The organism is Marinobacter sp. MDS2, assembly GCF_030718085.1.
In the GTDB taxonomy this organism is placed as follows: Bacteria; Pseudomonadota; Gammaproteobacteria; order Pseudomonadales; family Oleiphilaceae; genus Marinobacter.
Map to the genome: position 1 here is coordinate 1597237 of NZ_JAVAJF010000001.1, position 26536 is coordinate 1623772.

Consider the following 26536-nt stretch of genomic DNA (forward strand, 5'->3'; position numbering starts at 1 on the left):
CTCCTTACCACCGGCGCTCTAGACGTTTACGCAACCAAATGGCCAAACCGTTCATGGAAATCATAAAGGCCAGCAAGATCATGATGCCGGCAGAGGCCAGCTCCACGAAGCCCTGCTCGGCACTGCTGGCCCATTGATAAATCTGCACAGGAAGCACAGTGGCGGAGCTGAAGAAGCCTTCCGGCACTTCGACGATAAACGCCACCATCCCGATCAATAGCAGGGGCGCGGTTTCACCGAGCGCCTGCGCCATACCAATGATCGAGCCGGTCATCATGCCGGGCATCGCCAGCGGAATGACGTGATGCAGTACCACCTGCATCTTGGAGGCACCAATACCTTCCGCCGCCTCGCGAATGGACGGCGGAACGCTTTTGATCGCCGCCCGGCTGGAAATGATGATGGTAGGCAAAGTCATCAACGCCAACACCAAACCACCCAACACGGGCACCGACCGGGGCATCCCGAACACGCCGATAAACACCGCCAGCCCGAGCAGACCGAAGATGATGGACGGCACCGCCGCCAGGTTGTTGATGTTCACCTCAATGAAGTCGGTCAGTTTGTTTTGCGGGGCGAATTCTTCCAGATACACCGCCGCAGCCACACCGGTAGGGAATGCGATCACTAACGTCACCAGCATCGTCAGCAACGAACCTACAATCGCGCCCAGAATGCCCGCGTTGGACGGTTCCCGGGAATCTCCGCGACTGAAAAACACGTCATTAAAACTGGTTGTTACTACGCCCTGCTCCACCAGCTCATCCACCCAGCGCTGTTGCTGCTCGGACAATCGAATGCTGTAGGCCGGGTTGTCGGCATGCTTGACGTACACCGAGACGGTATCGTGGACCAGAAACTCCAGCGTCTGCGTGGAGCCCAGCAGTTCAGGCTGCGCTTGCAACAGATCACGAATCTGGTTGCTGGCGTAGTTTCCGGACAACCGGCTCAGCTGACGAACGTCCTTTCGGGACTGCGCCTCCGGGAAATAGCGCTGCAAGGCCGCAATGATCGGTGCCTGAAAATCCGCCATAGAGATCTGGTCTTTATCCGTCGGATCCTCCAGATACATCTGCTCACCGTCCAGCACTACCTCCAGAGTCATCGTCGTTTTGATGAAACCGGTGTAGCCCTTACCGATGATATCGGTGAACAGCACCACCAAAGACAGCAGCGCAACGGCGATGGCGGTCATGCCATAGAGCCGGAACCTGCGCTCCTTGCGGTAGCGTCGCTTCAGCGACTGGCGGACAATTTCCGCCTGCGTGCGTTGGTTAGTCATATTGTTCCCTATATTTGCGAACCACTTTCAGGGCAATCATGTTGAGGGCCAGGGTCAGAATGAACAGCATCATGCCCAAGGCGAAGGCTGCGAGGGTCTTGGCGCTGTCGAATTCCTGGTCACCGGTCAGCAGGGTGACGATCTGAACCGTAACCGTGGTCACCGAATCCAGCGGATTGGCGGTCAGGTTGGCCGCAAGACCGGCTGCCATGACCACAATCATGGTTTCACCAATCGCCCGGGACGCCGCCAGCAGAATACCGCCCATGATGCCGGGCAAAGCCGCCGGGAAAATTACGTTCTTCATGGTTTCGGACTGGGTAGCGCCGAGCGCGAGCGAGCCATCCCGCAGGGTGCGAGGTACCGCGTTGATCACGTCATCTGAAAGCGACGATACGAACGGGATAATCATGATGCCCATTACCAGGCCTGCTGCCAGCGCACTCTGGGAGGAGGCCTCCAACCCGATCGCTTCAGCCAGATCGCGGATAAAAGGCGCCACTGTTAACGCCGCAAAAAAACCGTAAACGACGGTCGGCACACCCGCGAGCATTTCCAGCAACGGTTTGATGACGGACCGAGCCGATTTCGAGGCGTATTCAGACAAGTAGACCGCAGACAACAAACCGGTGGGTACGGCCACCAGCAAAGCGATCGCAGAAATCAGCAAGGTACCGGTAAACAGGGGAATGATGCCAAACGCACCGTCGGAACCCACCTGATCGGCCCGAAGTGCCGTTTGCGGGCTCCAGGACGTACCAAACAGGAATTCAGTAATCGGCACCTTGCCGAAGAACCGGACGGTTTCGAAAATCACGGAGAAGACAATGCCGACCGTGGTCAGTACCGCCAACGCCGCACAGGCGAAGAAGATCCACCGGAGTGTACGCTCGACGTTCTCCCGGGCATTGATCTGGGGCTGCACCCGGCTCCACGCAAAAGCGGCACCGAGCACGGCAATCAACACCACCAAAACCGTTTTGAACTGGCTGCTCTGGGCTTTCAAAATGCCCAGCTTATCAGCAGCACTGACAACGTCCGTCGGCACAAAATCCGGGTTTAGCTTACCCGCCGCGACGTTATTGATCTGGGACATAATCAAACTGGCTTCACCTGCCGATTGCGGCAGCATTTCGGTCGGCAGGGAACCCACGACCAGATTTTGAATCACCTTGCCTTCAAACGCTGCCCAAGTGCTCAAAACAATCAAGGCGGGAATGGCACACCACAAAGCTGCCCGGGCAGCGTAATAAAAGGGCAATGCCTTGAGGTTACGGATACCACCCATCGGGCCAGCAACCGTTCGCGACCGCATGTACGCCAATCCATAGGCTATGACGGCAATCACCAGAATCAGGGGCAATAGATTGGCCGTTTGCATAGAGTTCTCTGTGTTATGTGAATAATTAGCTTCTGTCAGATACAACAAAAGAACGCGAACCTTTCGGCTCGCATTCTCTCATCTTCCTTGATGATTCTGAGCGATGCTCAGAGCTCGTTACCGGTCATCGGCGTCAGGTTGCGTACCTTTTTGGCCACTTCCATGCGCACGTTCCGCGGGTTCGGAATCAGGCCAACATCAACCAGATAGCCGTTGTCACCCCAAGCACTTTCACTGGTGAACGCTTCGGCGTATTCCTTGATACCCGGAATCACGCTCACGTGGGCACTTTTGATGTAGAAGAACAGCGACCGGGCAACCGGATAGTCTTCATCAGCAATGCTATCCGGTGTCGGCTCAACACCGTTAATCGTAGCTGGCTGAATCTGGCTGGCATTTTCCATAAGGAAACTGTAGCCGAAGATACCCAAAGTGTCTTTATCCTGAGCCAGACGCTGAACGATCAGGTTGTCGTTCTCGCCGGCTTCAACAAACAGACCGTCTTCACGCATGCTGTGGCAAACACTGCGCATTTCTTTCTTGTCCATTGCCTTGATGAAGTCGAAGGTCTTACAACCACCTTCCATGGCAATTTCAACAAAGGCATCGCGGGTGCCGGAAGTCGGTGGCGGACCCATTACGCTGATTTCTTTGTTCGGCAGACTGGAGTCAATGTCGCTCCACTTCTGGTAAGGATTGGCAACCAGCTTGTCGCCGCCTTTCGGGTCCGGTACTTCTTTGGCCAGAGCCAGAAACACCTGCCGCAGGCTCAGATCCATCGGATCCGCATCTTTGGAGTTGGCGATCACAATGCCATCAGCGCCGATTTTCACTTCAGTGATGTCTTTCACGCCGTTGTTCTGGCACATCTCGAACTCGCTTTTCTTCATGCGACGAGACGCGTTGGTAATATCCGGATGCTGGGTGCCAATACCGGCGCAGAACAACTTCAAACCACCACCGGAACCGGTGGACTCAAGCTTCGGGGTCGGGAAATCGGTGTTGCGACCAAAGCGCTCGGCCACCACGGTTGCAAACGGGTACACCGTTGAAGAGCCAACAATGTTTACAGTGTCGCGGGCCATCGCCGGCACGGATACGGCGGCAAGGCTACCCGCCAAAGCAACAGACGTCAGAGCTGATTTCAGTTTCATCACGTAGTTATCTCCAATATGGGTGGACGCTGTTTACGTATTTCGTTCTTCGATAACTGCATCCTAAAGAGACTCTGTGACAACTTTGTTACAGCTTTTCATAAAAATTGCGACGCGCTATCACCATCATTAGTCGAATATGCTTGCAGACCGGCGCCACAGCGTTACCATGCAGGCAAAACAACTCATAACAGCAGCAGTAACAGGCCAACCCATGACAGCGTTTGATGATGATAAACCGAACCCACGCGGCGAGCTTACCCTACAGGTAGTGCCACTTCCCTCCGACACCAATGCGAATGGCGATGTGTTTGCCGGTTGGCTGGTCAAACAGATGGATATTGCCGCCGCCACCATGGCAGGGCGTATTTCCCGTGGCCGCAGCGCAACGGTCGCCATGGACCGAATGGAATTTTTATCGCCGCTGCGCGTGGGCTCCCAGGTAAGCTGCTATTGCGAACTGGTGGACATTGGCCGCAGTTCCATGAAGATCAATGTAGAAGTGTGGATGCTGGACCGCTTCGCCAAGACACCTCGAAAGGTCACCGAAGGGCTGTTTATCTATGTAGCGATCGATGATCAGGGCCGCATACGGGAAGTGCCAGACCAGCCATAGTCACTAGCACCGCCCCGCCTCGATCAGTTCATCAACTAGCGTTCGATAGCGTTGTGCCAACACCGAGGCCTTCCATGCCTCGGGCGATCGCCATACCGGCGGTGTGTCCAGAATGCTTTGCAAGCGATGAAGCGCGGAATCTGCCTCGGCTTCAGCGTCTTGCTCGTGGCTTTCGTACCGACCACTCGCGGGCACGTATTCACGGTAGGCCAACCGGTCCGGGGCCAAAGGAATACATCCGGATGCCATGGCCTCCAGCATCGACAGGCCTTGGAAATCATGGAGAGCAGTGGAAAGCACCACATCCGCCTTACGCAATAAATCATCGTACTCGGAGCGGCTGGCCAGAAAGCCCCAATGTTCGAGCCGATGGGCAAACCTAGTCTGAACCTCGCCAAACGCCTTCGGGTGATTTCGGAAACCCTCCCCCACCACACTCAAGTTGTAGGGCTGCCGGCTCTGCTCCAGCCGCTCCAGGAAGTGTAGCAATCGGTCTGGGCCTTTGTCGTATTCCCAGCGGTGATTCCACAGCATGTGGGGGCAGGCACGGTTGATAGCGCGGGGTTCGTTTGTGAACAAACGGTCTTCTATGGGTACCGGAATCACATCGGATTTTTGCTGAATACGTTCAATGATTCCGTCCGGCACGGCATCCGGCAGTTTATTCAGTAAGGCTTGGGCGCCCGCTAAAAAGCTGTCCCGATTCCAGGCGCTGTTGAACACCACACGATCCGCCGCCATCGCGCTGTACAGATTCACCATCTGGGGTTCCACGCGATCCTGCTGCTGTTGGCTGATCGGGAAGGCAAACTGATTTTCGTGCATGTAGAGCACGCAGGGCGTGCGGGCCAACTGAGGGTTCAGCCCCCGCAAGGTTGCGAGGTCCACCATGGAGGTGGCAATCACCAAGTCCCAGGGTTCCTGTAAACAGGGCTCATCGAACCAGCTCAGGGCGTTGCCCCGGATTCGCCACTGAAAAAAGCGCGGGGGCAAGGTCAAGCTTTGCCAGTGGTAATCCGGCAACAACTCAATCAGCTGCTCTCGCCAGCGCTTATGGCTGGCGGCATCGTAGGCTGACAGGAGCAGAATGCGGGGTTTGGAATCACGCACTCCCTTGCTCCGCCGCCGGGTGAGCCGTTCGTTCGGGTAGCCAAACCGAAAACAGGGCAGCAACGGCCACCAAAGCAGAAGATATCCACAGGCACGCTTCCAAGCCGTATGCCTGATAAACCAATCCGGACAACACGGTGCCCAACAGCCGGCCAGCGGCGTTGGACATGTAATAGAAGCCCACATCCAGCGAAACGCCATCGCCCCGGGCATAACTGACAATCAGATAGCTGTGCAGGGATGAATTGATGGCAAACAACACGCCGAACAGCAGCAATCCCCCAATGACCACCAACTGGGCCGACCACCCTGCCATCAAAGCGCCGGCAATCGACGCCGGAATCACCGCCAGCAGCGCAGCCCACAGCACCGCGCCGGATTTACCATCAGTGTGGCCGGTAATTCGGGGCGCAATGGTCTGAACAAAGCCGTAGCCAATGATCCAGCTGGCCATAAATCCGCCCACCTTCCAGTGATCCCAGCCGAATACGGTCGCCATATACACCGGCAGCGCCACCACAAACCAGACATCCCGAGCGCCAAACAAGAACATCCGCGCCGCCGAAAGCACGTTGATCGCTTTGCTTTTGGACAGGATTTCGCGGAATTTGGGTTTTGCTTTGCTCTTACCCAGTTCCTGTTTGAGCAAAAACAGGCTGGCCAACCATACCAGCCCGAGTACCACAGCCATCAGCACCACGGCTCCCGTGAAGCCAGCTGACATAAGCAGCACACCACCCAGGAAGAAACCCACGCCTTTCAGAGTGTTCTTGGAGCCGGTGAGAATGGCCACCCACTTATACAGCTGGCCTTGCTGGTCGTCCGGCACCAACATTTTGATACCGCTCTTGGCCGACATTTTGTTGAGATCTTTGGCAATACCGGACAGAGCCTGCGCCGCCATCACCCAAGGCACGGTCAACATGGCGGCTGGCACCGCCAGCATCACCAGAGCAACAATCTGCAAAAACAGCCCGATGTTCATGGTGCGATTCAGGCCAAGCCGGGCACCGAGATAGCCCCCCACCAGATTGGTCACCACCCCGAAAAACTCATAGAAAATGAACAACAAGGCGATGGCCAGCGGCGAATACCCCAACTGATGAAAATGCAGCACCACCAGCATGCGCAGCGCGCCATCGGTCAGGGTAAACGCCCAGTAATTACCGGTAATCACGAGGTACTGGCGTATGGAGGCAGTCATATCAGGCCAGGCCCACCTTGCGCGCCAGCTCTACGGTGCGATTGGCATAGCCCCATTCGTTGTCGTACCAGGCGTAAATTTTCACATGGGTGCCGTTGACCACCAGAGTGGATAAGGCATCGACGATGGAGGAACGCGGATCGGTTTTGTAATCAATCGAAACCAGCGGACGCTCTTCATAGCCCAGAATGTCTTTCAGCTCGCCCTCGGCGGCATCCTTCAAGAGTTGGTTAACGGTGTCTTTGTCCGTCGGTGTTTCCACCTCGAACACGCAGTCAGTCAATGATGCGTTGGTCAGCGGAATACGCACCGCATGGCCATCCAGCTTGTTCTTCAGTTCCGGAAATATCTCGATGATCGCCGTCGCGGAACCGGTGCTGGTGGGAATCAGCGAACTGCCACAGGCACGGGCCCGGCGCAGATCTTTGTGGGGTGCATCAATAATCGTCTGAGTGTTGGTCAGACTGTGAATGGTGGTCAGCGAGCCGTGCTTGATGCCCAGTTTCTCGTGAATCACCTTCACCACCGGCGCCAGACAGTTGGTGGTGCAGGACGCAGCGGTAATGATTCGGTCATTGGCCGGATCGAACACGTGTTCGTTTACGCCCATCACAATATTTTTGGCACCCGCTTCTTTGACCGGCGCTGTGACGACCACTCGCTTAACGCCCTGATCCAGATAGGCTTGCAGCACCGACACGGTTTTATTCGCGCCACTGGCTTCGATCACCAGATCGCACTCCGACCAATCGGTATCGCCAATCGCCTTGTTGCGAGTGGTGCGAATGCGCTGCCCGTCGATAACCAGATCGTCGCCATCCGCAGAGGCTTCATGACTCCAGGTGCCGTGTACGCTGTCGAAATTCAACAGATGCGCCAGAGAACCGGCATCCGCGCCGGGATCGTTAATCGCCACAAACTCCAGCTCAGGCCACTCCCAGGCAGCCCGCAATGCCAACCGGCCAATCCGGCCGAACCCGTTTATACCTACTTTGATCTTGCTCATGGCAGTCTCCTTTTATGAATGGCCATTCGATCAATCTTCAGGTGCAGCTAGGCGCTGAACGCTCAGCCAATGCTCCAAGCTTTGCCAGCGGTGTGTGAATCAACGCCTCATTGTGCGCAGCGGTTTCATCGAGCACTCGCAGGGCCCACGTGGGTAAGCTGGGGTTAATAGAATAGTAGACCCACTGGCCCCGCCGTTCTGTTGCCACCAGCCCGGAATCTCGCAATATCGCCAAATGACGACTGACCTTCGGCTGGGACACTTCAAAGGCCTCCGTCAGCTCACAGACGCATAGCTCTTTCTCGCGCCGAATCAGCAACAGCGAGGTCAACCTAAGCTCATCGCTTAACGCTCGGAACAGGCTGACCGGGCTCAGCTCGGCCGCTCGTTGATCCGTTTCAGGTAAAGGCGCCATGCTTTTTGTTTCCATCGGGCAAACGTTCCACGCTATTGAACATTCGATTATCCATATATATGCTTTGGGTAATATTAGGAGTGAAGTGTGACAAAGTAAAGACACCGAGCCACGCTTTCGCTTATCCAACTTTCGGGATTTTCTAGCTGCCTTATGAAGCCAACCAACCTGCCCAACATCGACCGAGATCTGTTCCAGGCACCCTCCAAAGAACAGCTCTTCGCCAACGCACCTTGCGAGCACGCACCACGCATTCTTCTACTCTACGGTTCGCTGCGTGAGCGCTCATTCAGCCGCCTGGTCGTAGAAGAGGCGGCTCGTCTATTGGAGGCGATGGGCGCTGAAACCCGCATATTCAATCCTCACGGCCTGCCACTGGCGGATGCTGAAGATGCTTCACATCCAAAAGTGCAGGAATTGCGGGAGCTGGCCGAATGGTCGGAAGGCATGGTGTGGTGCTCACCGGAACGCCACGGCGCCATGACGGGCATCATGAAAACGCAAATCGACTGGATTCCGCTGTCCATGGGCGCAGTTCGCCCCACTCAAGGTAAAACGCTTGCCGTGATGCAGGTCTGTGGCGGCTCCCAATCCTTCAACGTGGTCAATCAGTTGCGGGTATTGGGCCGATGGATGCGCATGGTGACCATCCCGAACCAGTCCTCGGTGCCCAAGGCCTTTATGGAATTTGATGACAACAACCGCATGAAGCCTTCACCCTACTACGACCGGGTGGTAGATGTGATGGAGGAGCTGGTGAAATTCACGCTGCTGGTGCGCGACCGCAGCGAATACCTCACCGACCGGTACTCCGAACGCAAAGAAAGTGCCGCCGAGCTATCTACACGTGTTAACCAACGTTCTATCTGAGGGGCCGCCATGACCAACAACATCGAAGCCACGGCGAATGAAACGGGCTCGGAAGGAATGGATCTATTCGGCCGCTATCTGTCGGTCTGGGTCGCGCTGGCCATCGTCGCCGGCGTGGCACTCGGGCAACTGGCACCGTCTGTGCCGGAAGCCCTGTCCCGTTTCGAGTACGCGCAGGTTTCCATCCCGATCGCTCTTCTGATTTGGGCGATGATTTTTCCGATGATGGCGCAGATTGATTTCAGTGCCGTTGTCGGGGTGCGCAAAGAACCCAAAGGCCTGGCGATCACCACCGTCGTAAACTGGCTGATCAAGCCCTTCACCATGTTTGCCATCGCCTGGTTTTTCCTGATGGTGGCGTTCAAGCCTTTTATTGCACCTGATCTGGCGAGCGAATACCTGGCCGGTGCCATTTTGCTGGGTGCGGCCCCCTGCACCGCCATGGTGTTTGTCTGGAGCTACCTGACCAAAGGGGACGCGGCGTACACGCTGGTACAAGTGTCTCTGAACGACATCATCATGTTGTTCGCCTTCGCCCCCATTGTGGTGCTCCTTCTAGGAATTTCCGACATTCAAGTGCCCTGGAATACGGTGATCCTGTCGGTTGTACTGTACATCGTCATCCCCCTCACCGCCGGCTACCTGACTCGCCGCGTGCTAATCGCCCGCCATGGCTCCCAGTGGTACGACGACGTGTTTCTGAAACGTCTTGGTCCCGTAACGCCAGCGGCATTGATTATCACGCTGGTGCTCTTGTTTGCCTTTCAGGGCGAGGTCATCCTGGAAAATCCACTGCACATTGCCCTTATTGCCGTGCCGCTGATCATCCAGACCGTGTTCATCTTTTTTCTCGCCTACGGCTGGGCCCGGTTGTGGAAAGTGCGCCACTGTATTGCCGCACCGGGCGCAATGATTGGTGCCAGCAACTTCTTCGAACTGGCGGTAGCGGCGGCCATTGCGCTGTTTGGCCTTCAGTCTGGCGCTGCACTGGCAACGGTGGTGGGCGTGCTGGTGGAAGTTCCTCTCATGCTGGCGCTGGTTAAAATCGCCAACACCACGCGAGACCAGTTCCCCAAGTAAACCCGAACGGCCTCGGCTACCGGCGATGTGCGAGCCGAGGCTACCTGTTATCCGCCCCCACACCCTGCTAATATCCCGCCCACCTTTCTATCACCATGAACAGCAAACGCTGAAACGAACGGAACCGATACCATGGATTTTTTTCAGGCCCTCTTCCTTGGCCTTCTCCAGGGACTGACTGAATTTCTACCCATCTCCAGCTCGGCCCACCTGATCCTCACCCCGGCCTTCTTCGATTGGGATGACCAAGGCGTTGGCTTCGACCTCTCGGTTCACATCGGCACACTGTTGGCGGTGGTTTTATACTTCCGCCGCGATGTCTTCGGCATCGCCAGAGATGGTTTGCTCTCCATCGCCCAACGCAAAATCGTCGGCCAAGGGGCGCTCGCCTGGTATCTGGTCATCGGCACCATCCCGGCGGGCTTGGCCGGATTGGCGTTGCTGGACATGATCGACAACGAACTGCGGGCGGTGGAAGTCATCTTCTTCACCACCCTGATCTTCGGCCTGCTGCTGGGTGTCGCGGATTGGCTCCCCAAACGCCAGCGCTCGCTGGATTCCCTGAACTGGAAAGACGCCGTTCTGGTAGGCATCGCCCAAGCCATGGCCCTGGTACCGGGCACCTCCCGATCCGGTGTCACCATCACCGCCGGCCTGTTCCTGGGCATGAGCCGCGAAACAGCCTCTCGCTTCTCGTTTCTGCTGGCTATTCCCATCATTGTGCTGGCATCTGCGGTGAAATTGCTGGAAGTATCGACTTCTGACGTGATCGTTGATTGGAGTGGTTTTCTGATTGGCGGGGTTACATCCTTCCTGATGGCCATTACCGCGATCCATTTCTTCCTGAAATGGCTCAACAACGTGGGTATGTGGCCTTATGTGATCTACCGGATTGCCTTGGCTGGGGTGATTTACGCGGTTTTGATGTGATTATTTTGACTTGGGAGCTCTGATCTTCGGGGCTTCTGGGTTTGGGGGTGGCAGGTATCGGGGACGGCTTTCCAAAAAGCGCTCGAGCCGTCCCCGATACCTGCTCCAAACTTCCGAATAGTCTTTAAGAAAAAGCGGCCTGCACAATGCCCGCCGTGTTGGGGCGCGAGGGCCTGTCCAAAAATGTGCGTAGCCATGGATGGCGGAGCAGAAGCGTCACATGGACGTGCCGAAGGAGCGGTTTTTGGACAGGCCCTCGCGCCCCAACACACATGCACCAAAGCTCAAAGGCTAACAAGCCTCTAAAGGCGCATAAGCCAACACCAGCCACTTAGCGCCTTCATCGAAGTTCACCTGAACGCGGGTGTGATGCCCAGTACCCTCAGAGTTCATCACAATACCCTCGCCAAACTTCGGATGGCGCACCCGCTGCCCCAAACTAAAGCCAGACTGCGCAGCAGAATCCTGCGCGAACATGCTCTCATTTGGCCGCCCCACCATCGCCGGGCGAGTTACCGTATTCCGTAACCGGACTTCCTGCAGGCAATCTGAGGGAATTTCACGGACAAACCGGGATAGCGCGTGGAACTTTTCTTGCCCATACAACCGGCGGGATTCCGCGTAAGTAAGTACCAGCTTCTTCATGGCCCGGGTAATACCGACATAGGCCAACCGACGCTCCTCTTCCATGCGTCCCGGCTCTTCCAGCGACATACTATGAGGGAACAAACCTTCCTCAACACCCGCCAAGAACACCATCGGGAACTCCAGCCCTTTGGCCGAGTGCAAGGTCATCAACTGCACACTGTCTTCATGGTCTGCGGCTTGCGACTCACCGGCATCCAGCGCCGCCTGAGCCAGAAACTCCGCAAGCGGGTCTACCCCGTCTTCCACTTCATAATCCGACAAGGCGTTGACCAGTTCTTCGAGGTTTTCCACCCGAGCCTGGCCCTTCTCGCCTTTCTCACTGGCGTGGTAATCCTTCAAGCCACTGGCCTCAATCGCCTGCTTCATTAAACCCTGAAGCGAGGCATCACCCATCATTTCAGACAAACCATTAATGATGTCGAGGAACGACTGCAAACCCGTTCGGGCACGGCCTTTCACCTGCCCCGCCGCCAGCATACGCTCGGAGGCTTCCCACAACGAAATGCCCTGCTCCGTGGCGTAAGCGCGAATTTCCGCAAGGCTCTTGGCGCCAATGCCGCGAGTCGGTATGTTCACCACCCGCTCAAACGCCGCGTCGTCCCTGTGGTACTGAACCAAGCGCAGGTACGCCAGTGCGTTGCGAATTTCCTGGCGGTCGTAAAAGCGCAATCCGCCATACACGCGGTACGGAATGCCCTGGCGCATCAACGACTCTTCCAACACCCGGGACTGGGCGTTCGAGCGGTATAGAATCGCGGCTTCGCTGCGCAAATTGCCCTGATTCACCCAGTCGGTGATGGAATCGGCAATGTAATTGGCTTCGTCCTGCTCGTTAAACGCCGCGTACAAACTGATGGGATCGCCATCAGGGCCGTCAGTCCAAAGCTCTTTACCCAGCCGCCCCTGGTTGTTGGCAATCACCGCGTTCGCGGCCTTCAGGATCATCTGAGTGGAACGGTAGTTCTGTTCCAGTCGCACCATACGGGCGTTGGGGAAATCCCGCTGGTACTGCTGAATATTTTCTATCTTGGCGCCACGCCAGCCATAAATTGACTGGTCATCATCACCCACCACGGTCAGTGGTACGCGGTTGCTGGCCAGCACCTGCAGCCAGGCGTATTGGATGGTGTTAGTGTCCTGAAACTCGTCCACCAGAATGTGCTGGAAACGGTCCTGGTAATGGGCCAGCAACTCGGGCCGGTGCAGCCAGAGCTCGTGGGAGCGCAGCAGCAATTCACCAAAATCCACCAAACCGCCCTGCTGGCACAGTTTTTCGTACTGGCGGTAGATCTTCAGCATGGTGTTGGTGAAGTGGTCGCCCGGATTTTCCTGAATGTGATCCGCCCGCAACCCTTCGTCTTTCTGGCTGTTGATGAACCACTGGGCCTGTTTGGGCGGCCACTGGCTTTCATCGATCTGGAATTCCCGCATTACCCGTTTGATCAAACGCAGCTGGTCGTCGCTGTCCAATACTTGAAAGTTTTCCGGCAGGCCGGCGTCTTTCCAGTGGGAGCGCAACAAACGGTGAGCAATGCCGTGGAAGGTACCGAACCACAGGCCGCGAGCAGGAATGTTCATCATCTGCTCGATGCGCGAGCGCATTTCCTTGGCGGCTTTGTTGGTAAAGGTGACCGCCAGAATGCCCGTCGGCGGTACCCGGTCTACGGTCATCAACCACGCCATCCGGTGAACCAGCACTCGGGTTTTGCCACTGCCTGCACCAGCCAACACCAACAGGTGGTCGTTCTGGGCGGTAACGGCCTCGCGTTGGGCATCGTTCAAGGGATCAATGATGTGGGAAACGTCCATAGCACCTGGCTTTTTACTGGTTAAATAAACAGGCCTGGAAGTATAACAGGAGATAACGGGGATTTCTGTTGGGCCTGATGATCCGACTCAGCCTCAGATGCGGACGCCCACGAGCGGGGAGGCCTTTTCAGGACTATTGAGGGCCAAGGATGGCCCGAAATAAGCCCCATGGATGGCTCGTAGCGTGTCCTGGAAAGGCCTCCCCGCCCGTGGGCGTTAACTCCAAAAGCTAGAGGCTTCAGAAGCCCCGAGGTACCGTCTGCGCTTCCACAAACTCGAACAAACCTTCCAGACCACCTTCACGGCCAATGCCGGATGCCTTCATGCCCCCAAACGGTGCTTCCGGCGTCGGGCCGGTGCCCGTGTTCCAGCCTACATGACCAAAACGGAGTCCGGCCGCCACACGCTGGGCACGCTCGGCATCCGCGGTGAACACATACGACGCCAAACCAAATTCGGTATCGTTACCCGCTTCGATCACCTCATCCTCGCTGCGGAACAACGCCATGGGCACCAGCGGACCGAAGGTTTCTTCCCGGTAGCAGCACATATCCCGGGTAACGCCCATTACGGCGGTTGGCGGAAAGAACAGGCCATCGCCCAATTCTGAGGGCTGCTTACCCGCTACCAGCGTCGCACCTTTCGCCAAGGCATCTTCGAGATGACGCTTCACTTTGTCGAAACCAGCCTGATTCACCAACGGGCCAATATCGACGCCCTCTTTCATGCCATCACCGACCGTCATGCGGCCAATTCTCTGCGCCAGTTTTGCGCCAAACGCTTCGGCTACGTCCTCGTGGATAAACACTCGGTTGGCGCACACGCAGGTTTGGCCTCCGCCGCGGAATTTGTTGGCCATCAGATTGTCCGCCGCTGCGTCCAGATCGGCATCGTCGAAGACAATAAACGGGGCGTTGCCGCCCAACTCCAGCGCCAGCTTTTTAACCTGCTCCGCGGTGTCCAGAACCAGCTTACGGCCTACTTCGGTAGAGCCGGTAAAGCTGAGCATCGGCACATCTTTGTGCTCGCACAGCACCTTACCAATCACGCTGGCTTTGCCCATCACCAGATTCACCATGCCCTCGGGCAGGTCGAGCTTATCCATCAGCGTAAACAGCGCCACCATGGTCAATGGTGTTTCACTGGCCGGTTTGATCACCGACGGGCAGCCGGCAGCCAGCGCCGCCGACAATTTTTTCGCGATCATGCCGATAGGGAAATTCCAGGGAACAATCAGCCCCACCACGCCCACCGGCCGATAATGAACGGTCCAGGTGCAATCTTTCGGTTTTTCGGGAATGGTGTGTGCGTCCAGTGCTTCGATGTGCCTGGCGCAGTAATCGAAGAAGCCTGCCGCGTATTCTACTTCGCCCTGCGCCTCGGCCAGTGGCTTGCCATGTTCCATGCACAAAATTCGACCAATTTCGTCTTTATTGGCTTTCAGGGCATCACGAATACCTTCCAACCATGCCCTGCGGGTCTCAATGGGCCAGGGGTTCGATAATCCCAGCGCCGATTTTCCCGCCTCTACCGCGGCCAACACATCGCTTTCCGGCATCGAAGGCACTTCGGCAATACACTCTCGAGTCGCCGGATTGAACACCTCAAAGGTATTGCCTCCGTCATTATCTACCCAACGTCCGCCAATATAGCCCTTAACATTTTGCAGCAATGGTGACTCAATCATTTCGGCTCCTTTTGGATCACGGATTCCCCTCTGTGAGGGGCAGAACGGCTTGTTCGTATCTGCCCTTCATAGTGGTAGCTGACTGCCAACCTGTAAAGTGCCCGCGCGTTTTTGACCCAACACAGTTCGTGCCTATACTCGAAGGAGTTAACCAAGGAGGCCGGATATGAAAGCATTCTTCCATCCCTCGCAGGATCTGCACATCCCGAAAACGTATTTCACGCGGGGGCAAATGCGTCAGCCTCAGGAGGTGCCGGATCGAACCGTACAAATGCTGGAGGGTTTGAAAGAGCTTAGCATCCCTGTGCTGCAGCCAGCGGACCAAGGCACGGCGCCCATTTCCCGGGTGCACGATCTTGGCTACCTGAGGTTCCTGGAGTCCGCCCACCGCCGCTGGCAGGAAATGGATGACTGGGGTGACGAAGTCATCTCCAATATCTTCGTGCGTTCTCCGAATGCCTTGCGGGGTGTTTTGGCGGAAGCCGCCCGCTATCTTGCGGATGGCAGCTGCCCGATTGGCGAAAACACTTGGGAGGCAGCCTACTGGTCAGCGCAAACCGCGCTCGGCGCGGCCGATGCAATAATGGCCGGCGAGCGGTCTGCTTACGCGGTGTGCCGGCCACCGGGGCACCACGCGCGCAAAGACGCCGCTGGTGGCTTCTGTTACCTGAACAACGCGGCCATTGCCGCCGAACACCTTAAAAGCCGTTTTCCGCGCACGGTAATACTGGATACCGACATGCATCACGGCCAGGGCATTCAGGAGATCTTCTACGACCGGAGCGACGTGCTTTACATATCCATCCACGGCGACCCCACCAACTTTTACCCGGTGGTAACCGGCTTCGAAGACGAACGGGGCGAAGGGGATGGGCTGGGCTACAACATCAATATGCCCATGCCGCACGGCTCCAGCGAGGATGACTTCTTTGCCAAGCTGCAAGACGCGCTGGCCGCCATCCGGCTGTACCAGCCGGACGTGCTGATTCTGACGCTGGGTTTTGATATCTACAAAGACGATCCTCAGGCGAAGGTGTCGGTCACGAGCGAGGGGTTTTGTCGCCTCAGCACTCACATACGACAGCTGGGGTTGCCAACACTGGTCATTCAGGAAGGGGGGTATGATCTGGACACCCTCAGCGAGAATGTCCAGCAGTTCATGAGGGGGCTGACCGGCTAGCGCGCCGGCGTGTAAACCTTCACATTGGCGTGCCCGTCGGCCTTCAAGTGGCCGGCGTGCATGCGGCTCATGGTGCCTCGATCGCAGTACAGCAAATACTGGCTATCGGCGGGCAGCTCCGCCAGCTTCTGATTGACTTCGTAGAACGGAATCTTCAATACATCGTTGCTGGTCAACGTCAGCGGAGCCCGTTCTTCCTCCGACGGATGGCGGATATCGATAATCACATCCCCCACCGACGGTGTTTCCACCAACTCCACTTCTTCCGGGGTCACCACGCTGTCGAGCAATTGGCTGACCATCACATCCGTGCGGTCTTCAATAGCCTTGGCCAGAACCTCCGGATCCATCTTCTCTTCTTCTTCCTCAACCCGGTGCAACTTGGCTCGGGTCACGGGCTTGCTGGAAATCACGCCGCAATATTCCGGCATGTTGCGAGCAAACGGCTCGGTGCCAATGTCCTTGGCAATCTGAATGATGTCTTGCTTGTCCATGGCAATCAGCGGGCGCAGCACCACTTCATCACTGGCGCGATCTACCACGTTCAGGTTGGTCAGAGTCTGGCTCGACACCTGAGCCACCGCGTCGCCCATTACCAGGCCACCCACGTTGTAATACTGACCAATCTCGGCCGCAGCTTTCAGCATCATGCGCTTGAGGACCACGCCCCAATGGCGATGGTTCACAGTGCGCATGATTTCTGCCACCACGCCTTCAAACGGTACCGAAATAAACTTAACGTTGTGTGAAGACGCGTACCGGTCCCACAGGTAATGGCTGACCTGCCGAACTCCCACCTCGTGCGCTGCGCCGCCCAGGTTGAAGAACAAAAAGTGGCTGCGCATGCCCCGACGCATCATCAGATACGCCGCAACCGACGAATCATAACCACCGGAAATCAATGTCATCACGGTTTCCACGGCCCCGATCGGGTATCCGCCCGCGCCTTCATGGCGGCGATGGGCAATGTGGAACTGGTCGTTTTTAACCTCGATGCGCACTTCAATTTCCGGATTCTTCAAATCAACGCCGCGAGCGTTGGTGGCCTGCAGCAACATGCCGCCCACCGTACGTTCCAGATCAATCGAGCGGAAATCGTGATTGCCGATTCGCCGGGCGCGCACCACAAAACTCTTACCATCAAGCCGGTCAGAAAACGCGGCAATGGCTTTGGTGCCCACATCCTGAATATCCACGAACGGGAACACGCCGATTTCCTGAATGGTGGAGATACCCGGAATGCGAACCAGTTCGTCAATCACCGGACCCGCCAGCCCTCGCTCTTCCGGCACATCCACATCGATTCGGTCCCAGCTGCCATCCACTCGGATATCAGAATCCAGCCGCGACAGGATTTTCCGGATGTTCTGCCGCAAATGACGCATTTGCTGCTTACGAACGGGTTTACTCTTGATGGCGACTTCAGAGGCAGGGCGAATCAGCAATTTCATAAGATAAGAACTTCAAATAGATAGAGACGTTGGTTGGAGAAACGTCGGGTAGCGAATTAGCGGGAAAGGGCTTAGTGTAACCTTAAGACCGTTATGATCAAAATCAGTCATAGCCGAAACACTCAGGAGCTCTCCAAACGATGACAGAATCCACCATGAATGCACTGGTTTCACCCGAAGGCAGCCTCGAGATTCTCTCCAGTCACGAGGTCAATCGGCTCAAGGATAAGAGCGAAGGAGGACTGTATCGATTATTCCGTCAATGCGCGCTGGCGGTTCTGAATACCGGCGTTGAAACGGACGACTGCAAAGAGTTAATGGAAACCCACGCGGATTTCGACGTGCATCTTGTGCCCCAGCCCAGGGGCCTGAAACTGGAACTGGTCAACGCACCGGCCCACGCCTTCGTGGACGGCGAAATGCTGCGCGCCAATCGGGAGCACCTGTTTTCCGTACTGAGAGACATTGTTTACAGCCACTCTCTGCCCAACTTTGTGGAAGGCTTCCGCAAGGATAACCCGGAAGATCTCACCAATCTGGTGTTTCACATCCTGCGCAATGCCCGGGTACTGGAAGCGGGCCGTCAGCCGGACATTGTGGTCTGCTGGGGCGGACATTCCATCAGCCACAACGAATACCAATACAGCAAAGAAGTCGGGCACCAGCTGGGTCTGCGCGGGCTGAGCATTTGCACCGGCTGTGGTCCGGGTGCCATGAAAGGCCCGATGAAGGGCGCCACCATCGGCCACGCCAAGCAACGCATTAAAAACGGCCGCTACATCGGCATCACAGAACCGGGCATTATTGGCGCGGAGGCCCCCAACCCTATCGTCAATGAACTGGTGATCATGCCGGATATCGAAAAACGTCTGGAAGCCTTTGTGCGCGCCGGACATGGTGTCATCGTGTTCCCGGGCGGGGTCGGCACGGCTGAAGAAATCCTGTATCTGCTGGGCATATTGCTGCATCCGGATAACGCCGACCTGCCATTCCCGGTGGTGTTCACAGGTCTTCAGGAAAACGCCGAGTATTTCGAGATGATCGATCGCTTTATCCGCGATGCACTGGGCGATGAAGCCGCCAGCAAATACGACATCATTATTGATGATCCTGTACGAGTCGCTCAGACCATGAGCCAAGGCATGAAAGACGTCGAAACCTTCCGTCGTGCCATGCAAGATGCCTATTACTTTAACTGGATGCTGAAAATCGATCCGGTGTTCCAGCTGCCGTTCGAGCCCGACCACGACAACATGCGGGCGTTAGAGCTTCACCGGGAACAACCGCCGCACATGGTCGCCGCCAATTTGCGCAAAGCGTTTAGCGGAATCGTTGCGGGTAACGTGAAGGAAAGCGGTATTCGGAAAATCCAGGAGAAAGGGCCGTTCGAAATTTCAGGCGATCCCGCACTGATCGAGCCGTTAGAGGAAATGCTGGCGCAGTTTATTGAGCAAAACCGAATGAAGCTGCCCAGCTCATCTGCTTACAAACCCTGCTACCGAATTGTCAGCGGCGCGGCCTGAGCCGCACCACCGCAATTCACTTGCAGGCTTGACGCTTACTTACCGCCGGCCGGCAGGCTGGCGAAGTAGGCGGCCAGGTTAGCAATGTCCGCATCGCTCAGGGCTGCCGCCTGGCCTTGCATGACGGGCGCTTGACCACCTTGACGCTGTCCGGCTTTGTAGGCTTTCAGGGAACTCACCAGATACTGTTCTTTCTGGCCAGCCAAATTCGGATAAATCGGAATCTGGGAGATGCCATTCTGGCCGTGGCACGCAGCACATACCGCAGCTTTCGCCTTACCGGCCGCCGCATCTCCAGCCGCCACAGAGGCCGCTGGCGCAATGGCACCAAGTGCGAACAAGCCCGCAACTGCGAAGGATTTCATTTTCATAGGAGTCACCCTCTCATCATTTTAGGTTTTATAGTCGGCCGATCACCGATCCAAATTCAGGTTTTACTTATAACACAGCCAATGCCGCGTACAAATGTGATAGATCAAGGACATTGATAGCATCATAATGCTGCCTTACCCCTGACTGTACGAAGCAACTGAAAGAATAAATCACAAAAAATGCCCATTGGCAGAATCACCCGATCACCGGAGACATAGCTCATGCCAGTAGAGGTCCAGGAACTCGCTTGCCGTGAAGGCCACATCGGCTTGCTAACCCTGAATTCACCAAAAACCCTCAACGCCTTGACCGAAGAGATGGTCGTTCAGGCGCAGAGTGCGCTTGATCGGTGGGCCGAAGACAGCCGCATTTGTTTGGTCATACTGCGCGGCAGCGGTGACCGCGCCTTCTGCGCGGGCGGCAACATCCGCGCCCTCTACGACGACATTCGATCCGAGGGCAACAGCGATGCCGCCGAACGTTTTTTTACCCGGGAATACCGCCTGAATTACAGCCTGCACCGCTTTCCTAAACCCGTGATCGGCCTGATTCAAGGCATTGTCATGGGCGGAGGCATGGGACTGATGTCCGGCTGCCGGTACCGTCTGGTGACACCGGATGTGACCTTGGCCATGCCGGAAATCAGCATCGGCCTGTTTCCCGATGTCGGTGCCAGCTGGTTTCTGAACCGGTTGCCCGGCCGGCTTGGTCTGTTCATGGGGCTGACCGGTGCCCGCCTGAACGCTGCCGATTCACTACGCGTGGGCCTCGCGGACATGATTATCGAATCGGATCACATCGAGCTCTTGCTGCAAAAACTGCGAGAGGAATATTGGCGGGGCGAGCCCGCAGCCGACGACAACCGCCTGTTCCGGCTGCTAAACCAAGTGGAAGCCGTGGACTATCGAGCACTACCACCGGGCCACCTGGAACAACACGAACAGCGCATTGCCAAACTCACCGCAGGCACAGAACTGCCAGCCGTGGTTGAACAACTGCTTGGCAGCGAAAGTGACGACCCGTGGTGGCACAACTGCATACAATCCCTGCGCGACGGTTCTCCGGTTACAGCTTGGCTAGTCTGGCATCAACTGCAGAGGGGGCAGCAAATGTCGCTTAAAGACGTGTTTCGGATGGAACTGGCCATGGCGCTGGAATGTGTCCGCAGGACTGACCTGGCCGAAGGCATTCGTGCCCTGATGGTCGATAAGGATCAATCGCCAAAGTGGAGTTATGCGTCAGTCGCGGACGTGCCGTCGGATGTGGTGGAGCAACACTTCCACCCCGAATGGGACGATCAAACCGACCCCATGGGATTGGACTAATGAAATGAGCGGGTGTTACCGAGTGGCACCCGCATGCACCAACAGCATTTCCAGGTCGCGGTTGTTGCGAGCACGGGCAAGATCCAGTGCCGTGCGACCATCATCGCTTCGATAATTCACATCGGCGCCCGCAGCCAACAGCATCTCGGCGGTGAGAAGATCGCCGCTGCCCACCACTTTCATCAGCAACGACTCACCGTTCTGGCTGACATTCACGTTCGCACCGGCAGCCAAGAGCGCGCGCACCACCGATAAATGGCCACTTTCAGACGCATGGATAACGGCGGTATAGCCGGCCGAATCCTCACCGTTCACCTCTGCGCCGGCCGCCAGCAAAAGCCGGACAATGCGCCGGTTTCCGTTGGCCGCAGCCAGCATCAGCGCAGACTCGCCCTCGGCTGTTTTCGGGTCCGGATCAACGCCTTGGGTCAGCAGATCAAGCACCTCACGGTCTTCGTTAGCTACCACCGCGTGCATCAAGGCATCAGAATGCTCGCTCGTTGCCGCCTCTGGCCCCGTCTCCATCGAGCTGCAGCCAACCAGCAACACTAAGGCCAAACCCAAGAGGTACTTCAACTTGCCTGCGTCCATGACCATCGTTTTGAATCCCTGATAAACGTTCAACTATTTTGGGGGGCAACCTATGGCAATTAAATCGAACCCATCACAACTCCGGGCCATTTTTCAGAAGTTCACGCACCAAGCTGCGCAGCCGCATTTCACCCGCTTTCTGACCGGCACACTCGCCGGCAAACCGAATCTCGCTCCAAGCCCAGCCCTGACTGACCGCCCGACACCACAAGGCCAGGTCAGGCTTAGCTGCCAGCCACGCCATCACACCGGGACAACGCTCTACCTGCCGCAACACCGGCAAGGTTAAGTCAAACCCCCGAAATCCTTCCGAAAAGCTCTCCAGCTCCCGACGATCTCCGGCATCCAGCCGGGCGAGTGCTGGCAAGTCGGCACCGACAGCAGCCACCAACTCCGGGGCCAATCCTGCCCAATGCCGTGGCACCAACACCGGCCAATGTTTTGCAAACCGGTCACGCAGGCCCTGAGCCAACTGTTTTCCCGCATCCGATATTCCGCACAACATCTGCACCGGAAACTCCCCGGTACTGGTTTCCTGCCGCACCCCCAAACGCACCACCCGTAATCCGCACGCCTGCCAGAACGACAGCAAACCGGGCTCGCCGCCAAAACTGGTGCCTAATCCGTCCAACCCTTGCTCCTCGCAAGCCTGTGCCGCAGCAATCACCAGCCGTTTGCCAATCCCCGACTGACGATACTCTTCCGACACTGCCACCCGAACCACCCGGAGCGTGCGCTGAACCGCCGCCTCCGGAAAGCCACCATGGGTTGCCAGCGACTGCGCCAACATATGGCCCCGCGGTCTGCGCACACCCTGCGCCACCTGCTCCGCCAGCTCTGGTGCCAAACCACCCTCCACCGAGGCCCAAAGCACACCCACTGTTGCACCGTTCACCACCGCACGCCAACTCTGCACGCCCGGATCATCCAGCCACTGCCGAAGATCTGCCGGTGTGGTCCGATAATGGGCGTCCACCAGCAATCCAAAGGCTTCAGAAAGCTCTCGTTCACACGCCTTGGCCGGGTGCCAACGCTCAACCACCACATCGCCTGCCGCGGGACTTACCTGTTTCGGACTTTCGGCCGACAGCAAAAACAACGCCGAAACCTGCCTTTCCAGCGGATCACCATCCGCCCAACGCACCGGCTGGGCCAGGCTGATTGACTGCCAATGGGGCGTTTCCCGATCCAGCACCTGACGGAAGCGAATAGCAAAGCCCCGCCCCGTGCCCTCATAACCATGCACCGTGCTGGCAAACGCCACCCGCGGCCATCCCAGCAGAATCGCCCGCAACCAATGAGCCGGCACCGCGGCGGCCTCGTCCACCAACACCACCTCGGCTTCAGGTTTCTCTGACAGCAAATCCGGCACCGGCAGATACCGAATCGACGGCCCGCCTTCCAGCATCAACTCATCAACACGACGCTCTGCCAGCCGCTCAGCCAGCGTCTCGGCCGCATGCCGAAAAAAACTCGTTAAATTGTCCACCGAAGGCGACGTCACCAACACCCGCTGCCGCCCCGCAAGCAACAACTCCGCCGCCGCCATACCCAGTGCCGCCGACTTCCCGCGGCCCCGATCCGCCGTCACCACCAACGGCCGACGCCGACGCCCCAAACCAAACCGCACCAGCTGCGAAACCAACTGCGCCTGTTCTGGCGTAGTAGCCGGCTCAAACTCCGACGAGCCAGACTCTACCACCGGCAAAACCAAGGCCCCGTCATGACCTTGCCGTACCCGAATCACATCCGCATCCGCCGCCAAAACACCGGCCATCCGCGCCGCAAACGCATGGTGCTCCGCTTGATCGAGCCCCGTACGCACATAATCCGGATCGTTAAACGTGGCCCACTCCTCCAGCGGTGGCATCAACCAAAACAACAATCCACCCGCCTGCAACGTCCCCGACAACGCCGCCAACCCATCCGGCGGATTCCCCTGCCAACCGTCCCAAACCAACACCCCGGTTTCACGCCCCAGCCAGCGCTTGAATTGCTTCGATGTAATACCTGCGACACCGGCCAACTCCGCAGCCTCGGCGCGCCCTACCCAAAGCGCCTGAGAAGTATCCAGCACTTCAAGACAACCAGACACCCAAGAACGACACCACTCCGGCTCGCCTTCTACCAGCACCAGACGGCGTTCACCGGCAGCACGTAGGCTGTCGGCGAGCGCTTGCCAGCCTCTTTCAGCAACAGATGTCATCGTCAAAAACAGACTCCAAGTTAATACGAAGCGTAAGACACGTCTGAAGTAGTGCCTTGTCGGGTAGCCCTTTCCAAAACTGTGCGCAGCCATGGATGGCGGAGCCCAAGCGCCACATGGATGTGCCGCAGGAGCGTGTTTTGGAAAGGGCTACCCGACAAGGCGCGGGGCGCAAGGCACCAATGCTCATGCTAAATCAGACAGGGCAACCATTATGGAGCCCAACTACCCCCACCGCCAGTTGCCAAGTACAATACCCACCATGCCAACCAATCCCCAAACACCCGACACCAGCTTCCTCCCGGACTACCTCACCGACGAACAGCGGAACATCATCACCGCCGGTTACGAACATTCGGTCATCACCGCCGTCGCTGGCAGCGGAAAAACCTCCACCTTGGCCTGGCGCATCCGCTACCTGCTGGCCCAAGGCCACGACCCCAACCGCATGCTGGTCCTCATGTTCAACCGCAGCGCCCGGGTCGATTTCGAACGCAAACTCCAACAAGTCTGCGACCAATCCGGATTGGCACCACCGGAAATCCGCACCTACCACGCCATGGGCTACCGGCTCTACAAACGCTTCGTGCGGGAAGGCTACCTACCGAACTTTTCGGACAAAATACTGACCGAACAAGAAATCGGCTACCAAGCCTGGATGCTCACCCGCAGGCTGGCCCCCGAAGATCTGGCCGACGAAATCCGCCGCAACAAAAAAGACTATGTGGAAACCGCCACCGGCTTCATCGATCTGGTCAAAACCTGCTTGTCCCCCGCAGAAATCGTATTCGAAGAACTGGGCTACTCAGACAAACACAAATACCTGATCGATCTTTTCCACAGCTTCGAACAGTGGCGCAAAAGCCAAGGCCGGATCAGTTACGCCGACATGATCTACGAGCCGGTCATGGCCATCCATCAGAACCCGCCATTGCAGCGGCTGGTGGGCAATAAAATGGACCTGATCCTGGTAGACGAATACCAGGACACCAACGAAATCCAGCACCTGCTGCTGCGCTACGTGGCGGGCGACCGGGCCAGAGTCACCGTGGTCGGCGACCCGGACCAGACCATTTACGAATTCCGGGGTGCCAAGCCCGAATTCATCTTGCGCCGGTTCAGTGACGAATTCGAAAGCCCGCTCGAACAGACCCTGAGCTTCACCTTCCGGTACGGTCATCAGGTTGCCCTGCTGGCCAACCACCTGATCACCCATAACACTGGCCGAAAAGACGTGCTCTGCCATTCACACCCCTCCACAGAAGCCACCCGTGCCGAACTGCATCGTGCGGACAATGATGGTGACGAGGTGCTGAAGATTTTGCAGAGTTACAACTCCGAAGAAAACAACCAGACTGCCGTGCTGTTCCGGGTCTGGAGCCAAAGCGTGCCGATTGAACTGAAACTGCTGGCGCGGCAAATTCCCTACCGCATAGACGCCGGTAAAGGCGCCCTGTTCAGCCGGGAAGTGCAGGCAATAACGGCGCTGCTGATGGTGGTCAGCGGTCGCATCAAACCACTTCCGGATTCCGACCGGATAGACATCGCCCGGCAGCTGCTGCGCTTCCCTCACGTTGGCCTGAAAGAACCGGAACTGGAGAATCTGGCGCAGTTTTTGGCGGGGTTCGCGGAAAACTGGCACGAACGCATACTGGCGATGGATTTCGATGCACTGCAACCCATGCCCGCCCGCAAACTGCGCAAACTGGGCGAGGTCCTGGCCCAGCTGCACAGCTACCAAGGGCCGGTTGCGGGCCTGATTCGAGTCTACGCCGAGCATACCGACTTGTACGACGGCATTCGAAGCCTGGCACTGACCCACGACAGCGCTGAAGAGCGTATCGACACGATTCAGGGTTTCCGGGATTACCTGAAAAGCCTGGATACCGATGCCAGTAGCGCGCTGGACCACCTCAAAGCCCTGAAACAGCAAGCCGGCGAAAAAGCCGACAACGGCGTACTGCTGTCCACTATTCATCGCACCAAAGGGTTAGAGTGGCCGGTGGTGATTATTCCCGGTTTACAGGAGAAGTACCTGCCCTACAGCCCACGCCCGCAAGACAACGCACAAGCTCTGCTGGAGAGCGAACGGCGGTTGTTATACGTCGGCATGACCCGGGCCCGGAAAGCGCTGCACCTGATCACCCGACCAACCAGCCAAAGACCCCATCTGGACGGTGATCAAGGGCCTAGCCGGTTCGTTTCAGAGCTCTGTTACGAGCTGTCGCACGAGCTGGGTTCGCGCCTTGAGGAACACACAGCTACGGCCGAAAGCGCACTGATTCTCAACCACCCAACCACGGCGGTCAGTATTCGCTACGCCACTCGTGCGGGTTTAACCTTAGAGGGCATCGCGCAGGATAATGAACGCGATTTAACGGAACCCGTCTGGCATAAACGGCGTGTCATCCATACATTATTCGGCGCCGGCGAGGTGGTCAGCGAAGACGAGAGCTCTTTTGAAGTTCGCTTTGACAATGCAGACACCCTGAACTTCAGTAAGAAGAGCGCTCACTTGTACTTCACTGCGAGTACGTAGCTGCACTATCCGTAGAATTCGCAAGCCGCTGGCACCGTAATATCTTTGTGTTTTTGTAACGATTGACCTATTGTTTAGAGGACTAAAGATATTCATTCGGGTATTTTTATACTTGAACGATAGTCGGATCCAAAAAAATCGAAACAGGAGGTTCCGC

The 26536-nt window shown here is 57.0% G+C and carries 21 protein-coding genes; 8 read left to right on the plus strand and 13 right to left on the minus strand.

From position 1 onward, the window contains the following. Positions 1-4: 4 nt before the first annotated feature. The 3 genes from pstA to Q9245_RS07625 all read right to left on the minus strand — a co-directional run bounded on the left by pstA (position 5) and on the right by Q9245_RS07625 (position 3820). Positions 5-1282 (minus strand): phosphate ABC transporter permease PstA, encoded by a 1278-nt coding sequence (pstA, locus tag Q9245_RS07615; RefSeq protein WP_305896565.1) that lies wholly within the window; start codon positions 1280-1282, stop codon positions 5-7. Then, positions 1275-2663 (minus strand): phosphate ABC transporter permease subunit PstC, encoded by a 1389-nt coding sequence (pstC, locus tag Q9245_RS07620; protein ID WP_305896566.1) that lies wholly within the window; start codon positions 2661-2663, stop codon positions 1275-1277. Before pstC ends, pstA begins: the two co-directional genes overlap by 8 nt. A 107-nt stretch (positions 2664-2770) precedes the next feature. Continuing rightward, entirely contained in the window at positions 2771-3820 is a 1050-nt protein-coding gene (locus Q9245_RS07625; protein ID WP_305896567.1) for a substrate-binding domain-containing protein, read from the minus strand. A gap of 211 nt (positions 3821-4031) precedes the next feature. On the opposite strand from Q9245_RS07625, the gene Q9245_RS07630 reads away from it, so the two are divergent. Next, positions 4032-4433, plus strand: a complete 402-nt coding sequence (locus tag Q9245_RS07630; RefSeq protein WP_305896568.1) for an acyl-CoA thioesterase — start codon at positions 4032-4034, stop codon at positions 4431-4433. 3 nt (positions 4434-4436) lie between these two features. Here Q9245_RS07630 and Q9245_RS07635 read toward each other — a convergent pair whose 3' ends face one another. Genes Q9245_RS07635 through Q9245_RS07650 form a run of 4 tightly spaced genes read right to left on the minus strand, consistent with a single transcriptional unit; the run spans position 4437 to position 8168 of the window. Further along, positions 4437-5543, minus strand: coding sequence for a DUF3524 domain-containing protein (locus Q9245_RS07635; RefSeq protein ID WP_305896569.1), 1107 nt, complete (start codon positions 5541-5543; stop codon positions 4437-4439). Further along, a complete protein-coding gene (gene arsJ / locus Q9245_RS07640) occupies positions 5536-6747 on the minus strand; it encodes an organoarsenical effux MFS transporter ArsJ (protein ID WP_305896570.1) in 1212 nt (403 codons plus the stop codon). Before arsJ ends, Q9245_RS07635 begins: the two co-directional genes overlap by 8 nt. Before the next feature lies 1 nt (position 6748). Then, positions 6749-7753, minus strand: a complete 1005-nt coding sequence (locus tag Q9245_RS07645) for an ArsJ-associated glyceraldehyde-3-phosphate dehydrogenase (RefSeq protein WP_305896571.1) — start codon at positions 7751-7753, stop codon at positions 6749-6751. A gap of 37 nt (positions 7754-7790) precedes the next feature. Further along, complete coding sequence (locus Q9245_RS07650; RefSeq protein WP_305896572.1) at positions 7791-8168, minus strand: metalloregulator ArsR/SmtB family transcription factor; 378 nt, start codon at positions 8166-8168, stop codon at positions 7791-7793. Between the two features lie 153 nt (positions 8169-8321). On the opposite strand from Q9245_RS07650, the gene arsH reads away from it, so the two are divergent. From arsH to Q9245_RS07665, 3 genes are all read left to right on the plus strand, one after another. Beyond that, a complete protein-coding gene (arsH, locus tag Q9245_RS07655) occupies positions 8322-9038 on the plus strand; it encodes an arsenical resistance protein ArsH (RefSeq protein WP_305896573.1) in 717 nt (238 codons plus the stop codon). A 9-nt stretch (positions 9039-9047) separates the two neighbouring features. After that, positions 9048-10118 carry an ACR3 family arsenite efflux transporter gene (gene arsB / locus Q9245_RS07660; RefSeq protein ID WP_305896574.1) on the plus strand — a complete coding sequence of 357 codons (1071 nt, stop codon included), beginning with the start codon at positions 9048-9050 and terminating at the stop codon, positions 10116-10118. A 132-nt stretch (positions 10119-10250) separates the two neighbouring features. After that, entirely contained in the window at positions 10251-11048 is a 798-nt protein-coding gene (locus Q9245_RS07665) for an undecaprenyl-diphosphate phosphatase (RefSeq protein WP_305896575.1), read from the plus strand. Between the two features lie 291 nt (positions 11049-11339). On the opposite strand, the gene uvrD is transcribed toward Q9245_RS07665, so the two are convergent. Continuing rightward, the gene (gene uvrD, locus Q9245_RS07670; protein ID WP_305896576.1) at positions 11340-13505 is read right to left on the minus strand and encodes a DNA helicase II; all 2166 of its coding nucleotides are present in this window, start codon (positions 13503-13505) and stop codon (positions 11340-11342) included. Positions 13506-13743: 238 nt separating this feature from the next. Next, entirely contained in the window at positions 13744-15192 is a 1449-nt protein-coding gene (locus tag Q9245_RS07675; RefSeq protein WP_305896577.1) for an NAD-dependent succinate-semialdehyde dehydrogenase, read from the minus strand. 166 nt (positions 15193-15358) lie between these two features. On the opposite strand from Q9245_RS07675, the gene Q9245_RS07680 reads away from it, so the two are divergent. Next, a complete protein-coding gene (locus Q9245_RS07680) occupies positions 15359-16372 on the plus strand; it encodes a histone deacetylase family protein (protein ID WP_305896578.1) in 1014 nt (337 codons plus the stop codon). Here Q9245_RS07680 and thiI read toward each other — a convergent pair. Beyond that, positions 16369-17823, minus strand: a complete 1455-nt coding sequence (gene thiI, locus Q9245_RS07685) for a tRNA uracil 4-sulfurtransferase ThiI (RefSeq protein WP_305896579.1) — start codon at positions 17821-17823, stop codon at positions 16369-16371. The two genes, Q9245_RS07680 and thiI, sit on opposite strands and share 4 nt — an antisense overlap. Before the next feature lie 140 nt (positions 17824-17963). Between thiI and ppnN the strand changes: the two genes are divergently transcribed. Beyond that, on the plus strand, positions 17964-19346 hold the full coding sequence (ppnN, locus tag Q9245_RS07690) for a nucleotide 5'-monophosphate nucleosidase PpnN (protein ID WP_305896580.1): 1383 nt from the start codon (positions 17964-17966) through the stop codon (positions 19344-19346). A gap of 35 nt (positions 19347-19381) precedes the next feature. Here the strand turns inward: ppnN and Q9245_RS07695 are convergent, their stop codons facing one another. Then, entirely contained in the window at positions 19382-19717 is a 336-nt protein-coding gene (locus Q9245_RS07695; RefSeq protein WP_305896581.1) for a c-type cytochrome, read from the minus strand. A gap of 222 nt (positions 19718-19939) precedes the next feature. Between Q9245_RS07695 and Q9245_RS07700 the strand changes: the two genes are divergently transcribed. After that, positions 19940-21043: an enoyl-CoA hydratase/isomerase family protein gene (locus Q9245_RS07700; protein WP_305896582.1), complete on the plus strand. Its 1104-nt coding sequence runs from the start codon at positions 19940-19942 to the stop codon at positions 21041-21043. Between the two features lie 15 nt (positions 21044-21058). Here Q9245_RS07700 and Q9245_RS07705 read toward each other — a convergent pair whose 3' ends face one another. Together Q9245_RS07705 and Q9245_RS07710 are read right to left on the minus strand one after the other, a co-directional pair. Continuing rightward, positions 21059-21640 carry an ankyrin repeat domain-containing protein gene (locus Q9245_RS07705; RefSeq protein ID WP_305896583.1) on the minus strand — a complete coding sequence of 194 codons (582 nt, stop codon included), beginning with the start codon at positions 21638-21640 and terminating at the stop codon, positions 21059-21061. Positions 21641-21707: 67 nt separating this feature from the next. Continuing rightward, positions 21708-23840, minus strand: a complete 2133-nt coding sequence (locus Q9245_RS07710) for a tRNA(Met) cytidine acetyltransferase TmcA (RefSeq protein WP_305897192.1) — start codon at positions 23838-23840, stop codon at positions 21708-21710. Positions 23841-24054: 214 nt separating this feature from the next. Here Q9245_RS07710 and Q9245_RS07715 point away from each other — a divergent pair, with 214 nt between their 5' ends. After that, positions 24055-26379, plus strand: a complete 2325-nt coding sequence (locus tag Q9245_RS07715; RefSeq protein ID WP_371824794.1) for an ATP-dependent helicase — start codon at positions 24055-24057, stop codon at positions 26377-26379. Positions 26380-26536: the final 157 nt, after the last annotated feature.

Coding starts and splice junctions, on each gene's coding strand:
- pstA (WP_305896565.1), bottom strand. CDS start 1,282: ATGACTAACCAACGCACGCAGGCGGAAATTGTCCGCCAGTCGCTGAAG.
- pstC (WP_305896566.1), bottom strand. CDS start 2,663: ATGCAAACGGCCAATCTATTGCCCCTGATTCTGGTGATTGCCGTCATA.
- Q9245_RS07630 (WP_305896568.1), top strand. CDS start 4,032: ATGACAGCGTTTGATGATGATAAACCGAACCCACGCGGCGAGCTTACC.
- arsJ (WP_305896570.1), bottom strand. CDS start 6,747: ATGACTGCCTCCATACGCCAGTACCTCGTGATTACCGGTAATTACTGG.
- Q9245_RS07645 (WP_305896571.1), bottom strand. CDS start 7,753: ATGAGCAAGATCAAAGTAGGTATAAACGGGTTCGGCCGGATTGGCCGG.
- Q9245_RS07650 (WP_305896572.1), bottom strand. CDS start 8,168: ATGGCGCCTTTACCTGAAACGGATCAACGAGCGGCCGAGCTGAGCCCG.
- arsH (WP_305896573.1), top strand. CDS start 8,322: ATGAAGCCAACCAACCTGCCCAACATCGACCGAGATCTGTTCCAGGCA.
- arsB (WP_305896574.1), top strand. CDS start 9,048: ATGACCAACAACATCGAAGCCACGGCGAATGAAACGGGCTCGGAAGGA.
- Q9245_RS07665 (WP_305896575.1), top strand. CDS start 10,251: ATGGATTTTTTTCAGGCCCTCTTCCTTGGCCTTCTCCAGGGACTGACT.
- uvrD (WP_305896576.1), bottom strand. CDS start 13,505: ATGGACGTTTCCCACATCATTGATCCCTTGAACGATGCCCAACGCGAG.
- Q9245_RS07675 (WP_305896577.1), bottom strand. CDS start 15,192: ATGATTGAGTCACCATTGCTGCAAAATGTTAAGGGCTATATTGGCGGA.
- Q9245_RS07680 (WP_305896578.1), top strand. CDS start 15,359: ATGAAAGCATTCTTCCATCCCTCGCAGGATCTGCACATCCCGAAAACG.
- thiI (WP_305896579.1), bottom strand. CDS start 17,823: ATGAAATTGCTGATTCGCCCTGCCTCTGAAGTCGCCATCAAGAGTAAA.
- ppnN (WP_305896580.1), top strand. CDS start 17,964: ATGACAGAATCCACCATGAATGCACTGGTTTCACCCGAAGGCAGCCTC.
- Q9245_RS07695 (WP_305896581.1), bottom strand. CDS start 19,717: ATGAAAATGAAATCCTTCGCAGTTGCGGGCTTGTTCGCACTTGGTGCC.
- Q9245_RS07700 (WP_305896582.1), top strand. CDS start 19,940: ATGCCAGTAGAGGTCCAGGAACTCGCTTGCCGTGAAGGCCACATCGGC.
- Q9245_RS07705 (WP_305896583.1), bottom strand. CDS start 21,640: ATGGTCATGGACGCAGGCAAGTTGAAGTACCTCTTGGGTTTGGCCTTA.
- Q9245_RS07710 (WP_305897192.1), bottom strand. CDS start 23,840: ATGACATCTGTTGCTGAAAGAGGCTGGCAAGCGCTCGCCGACAGCCTA.
- Q9245_RS07715 (WP_371824794.1), top strand. CDS start 24,055: ATGGAGCCCAACTACCCCCACCGCCAGTTGCCAAGTACAATACCCACC.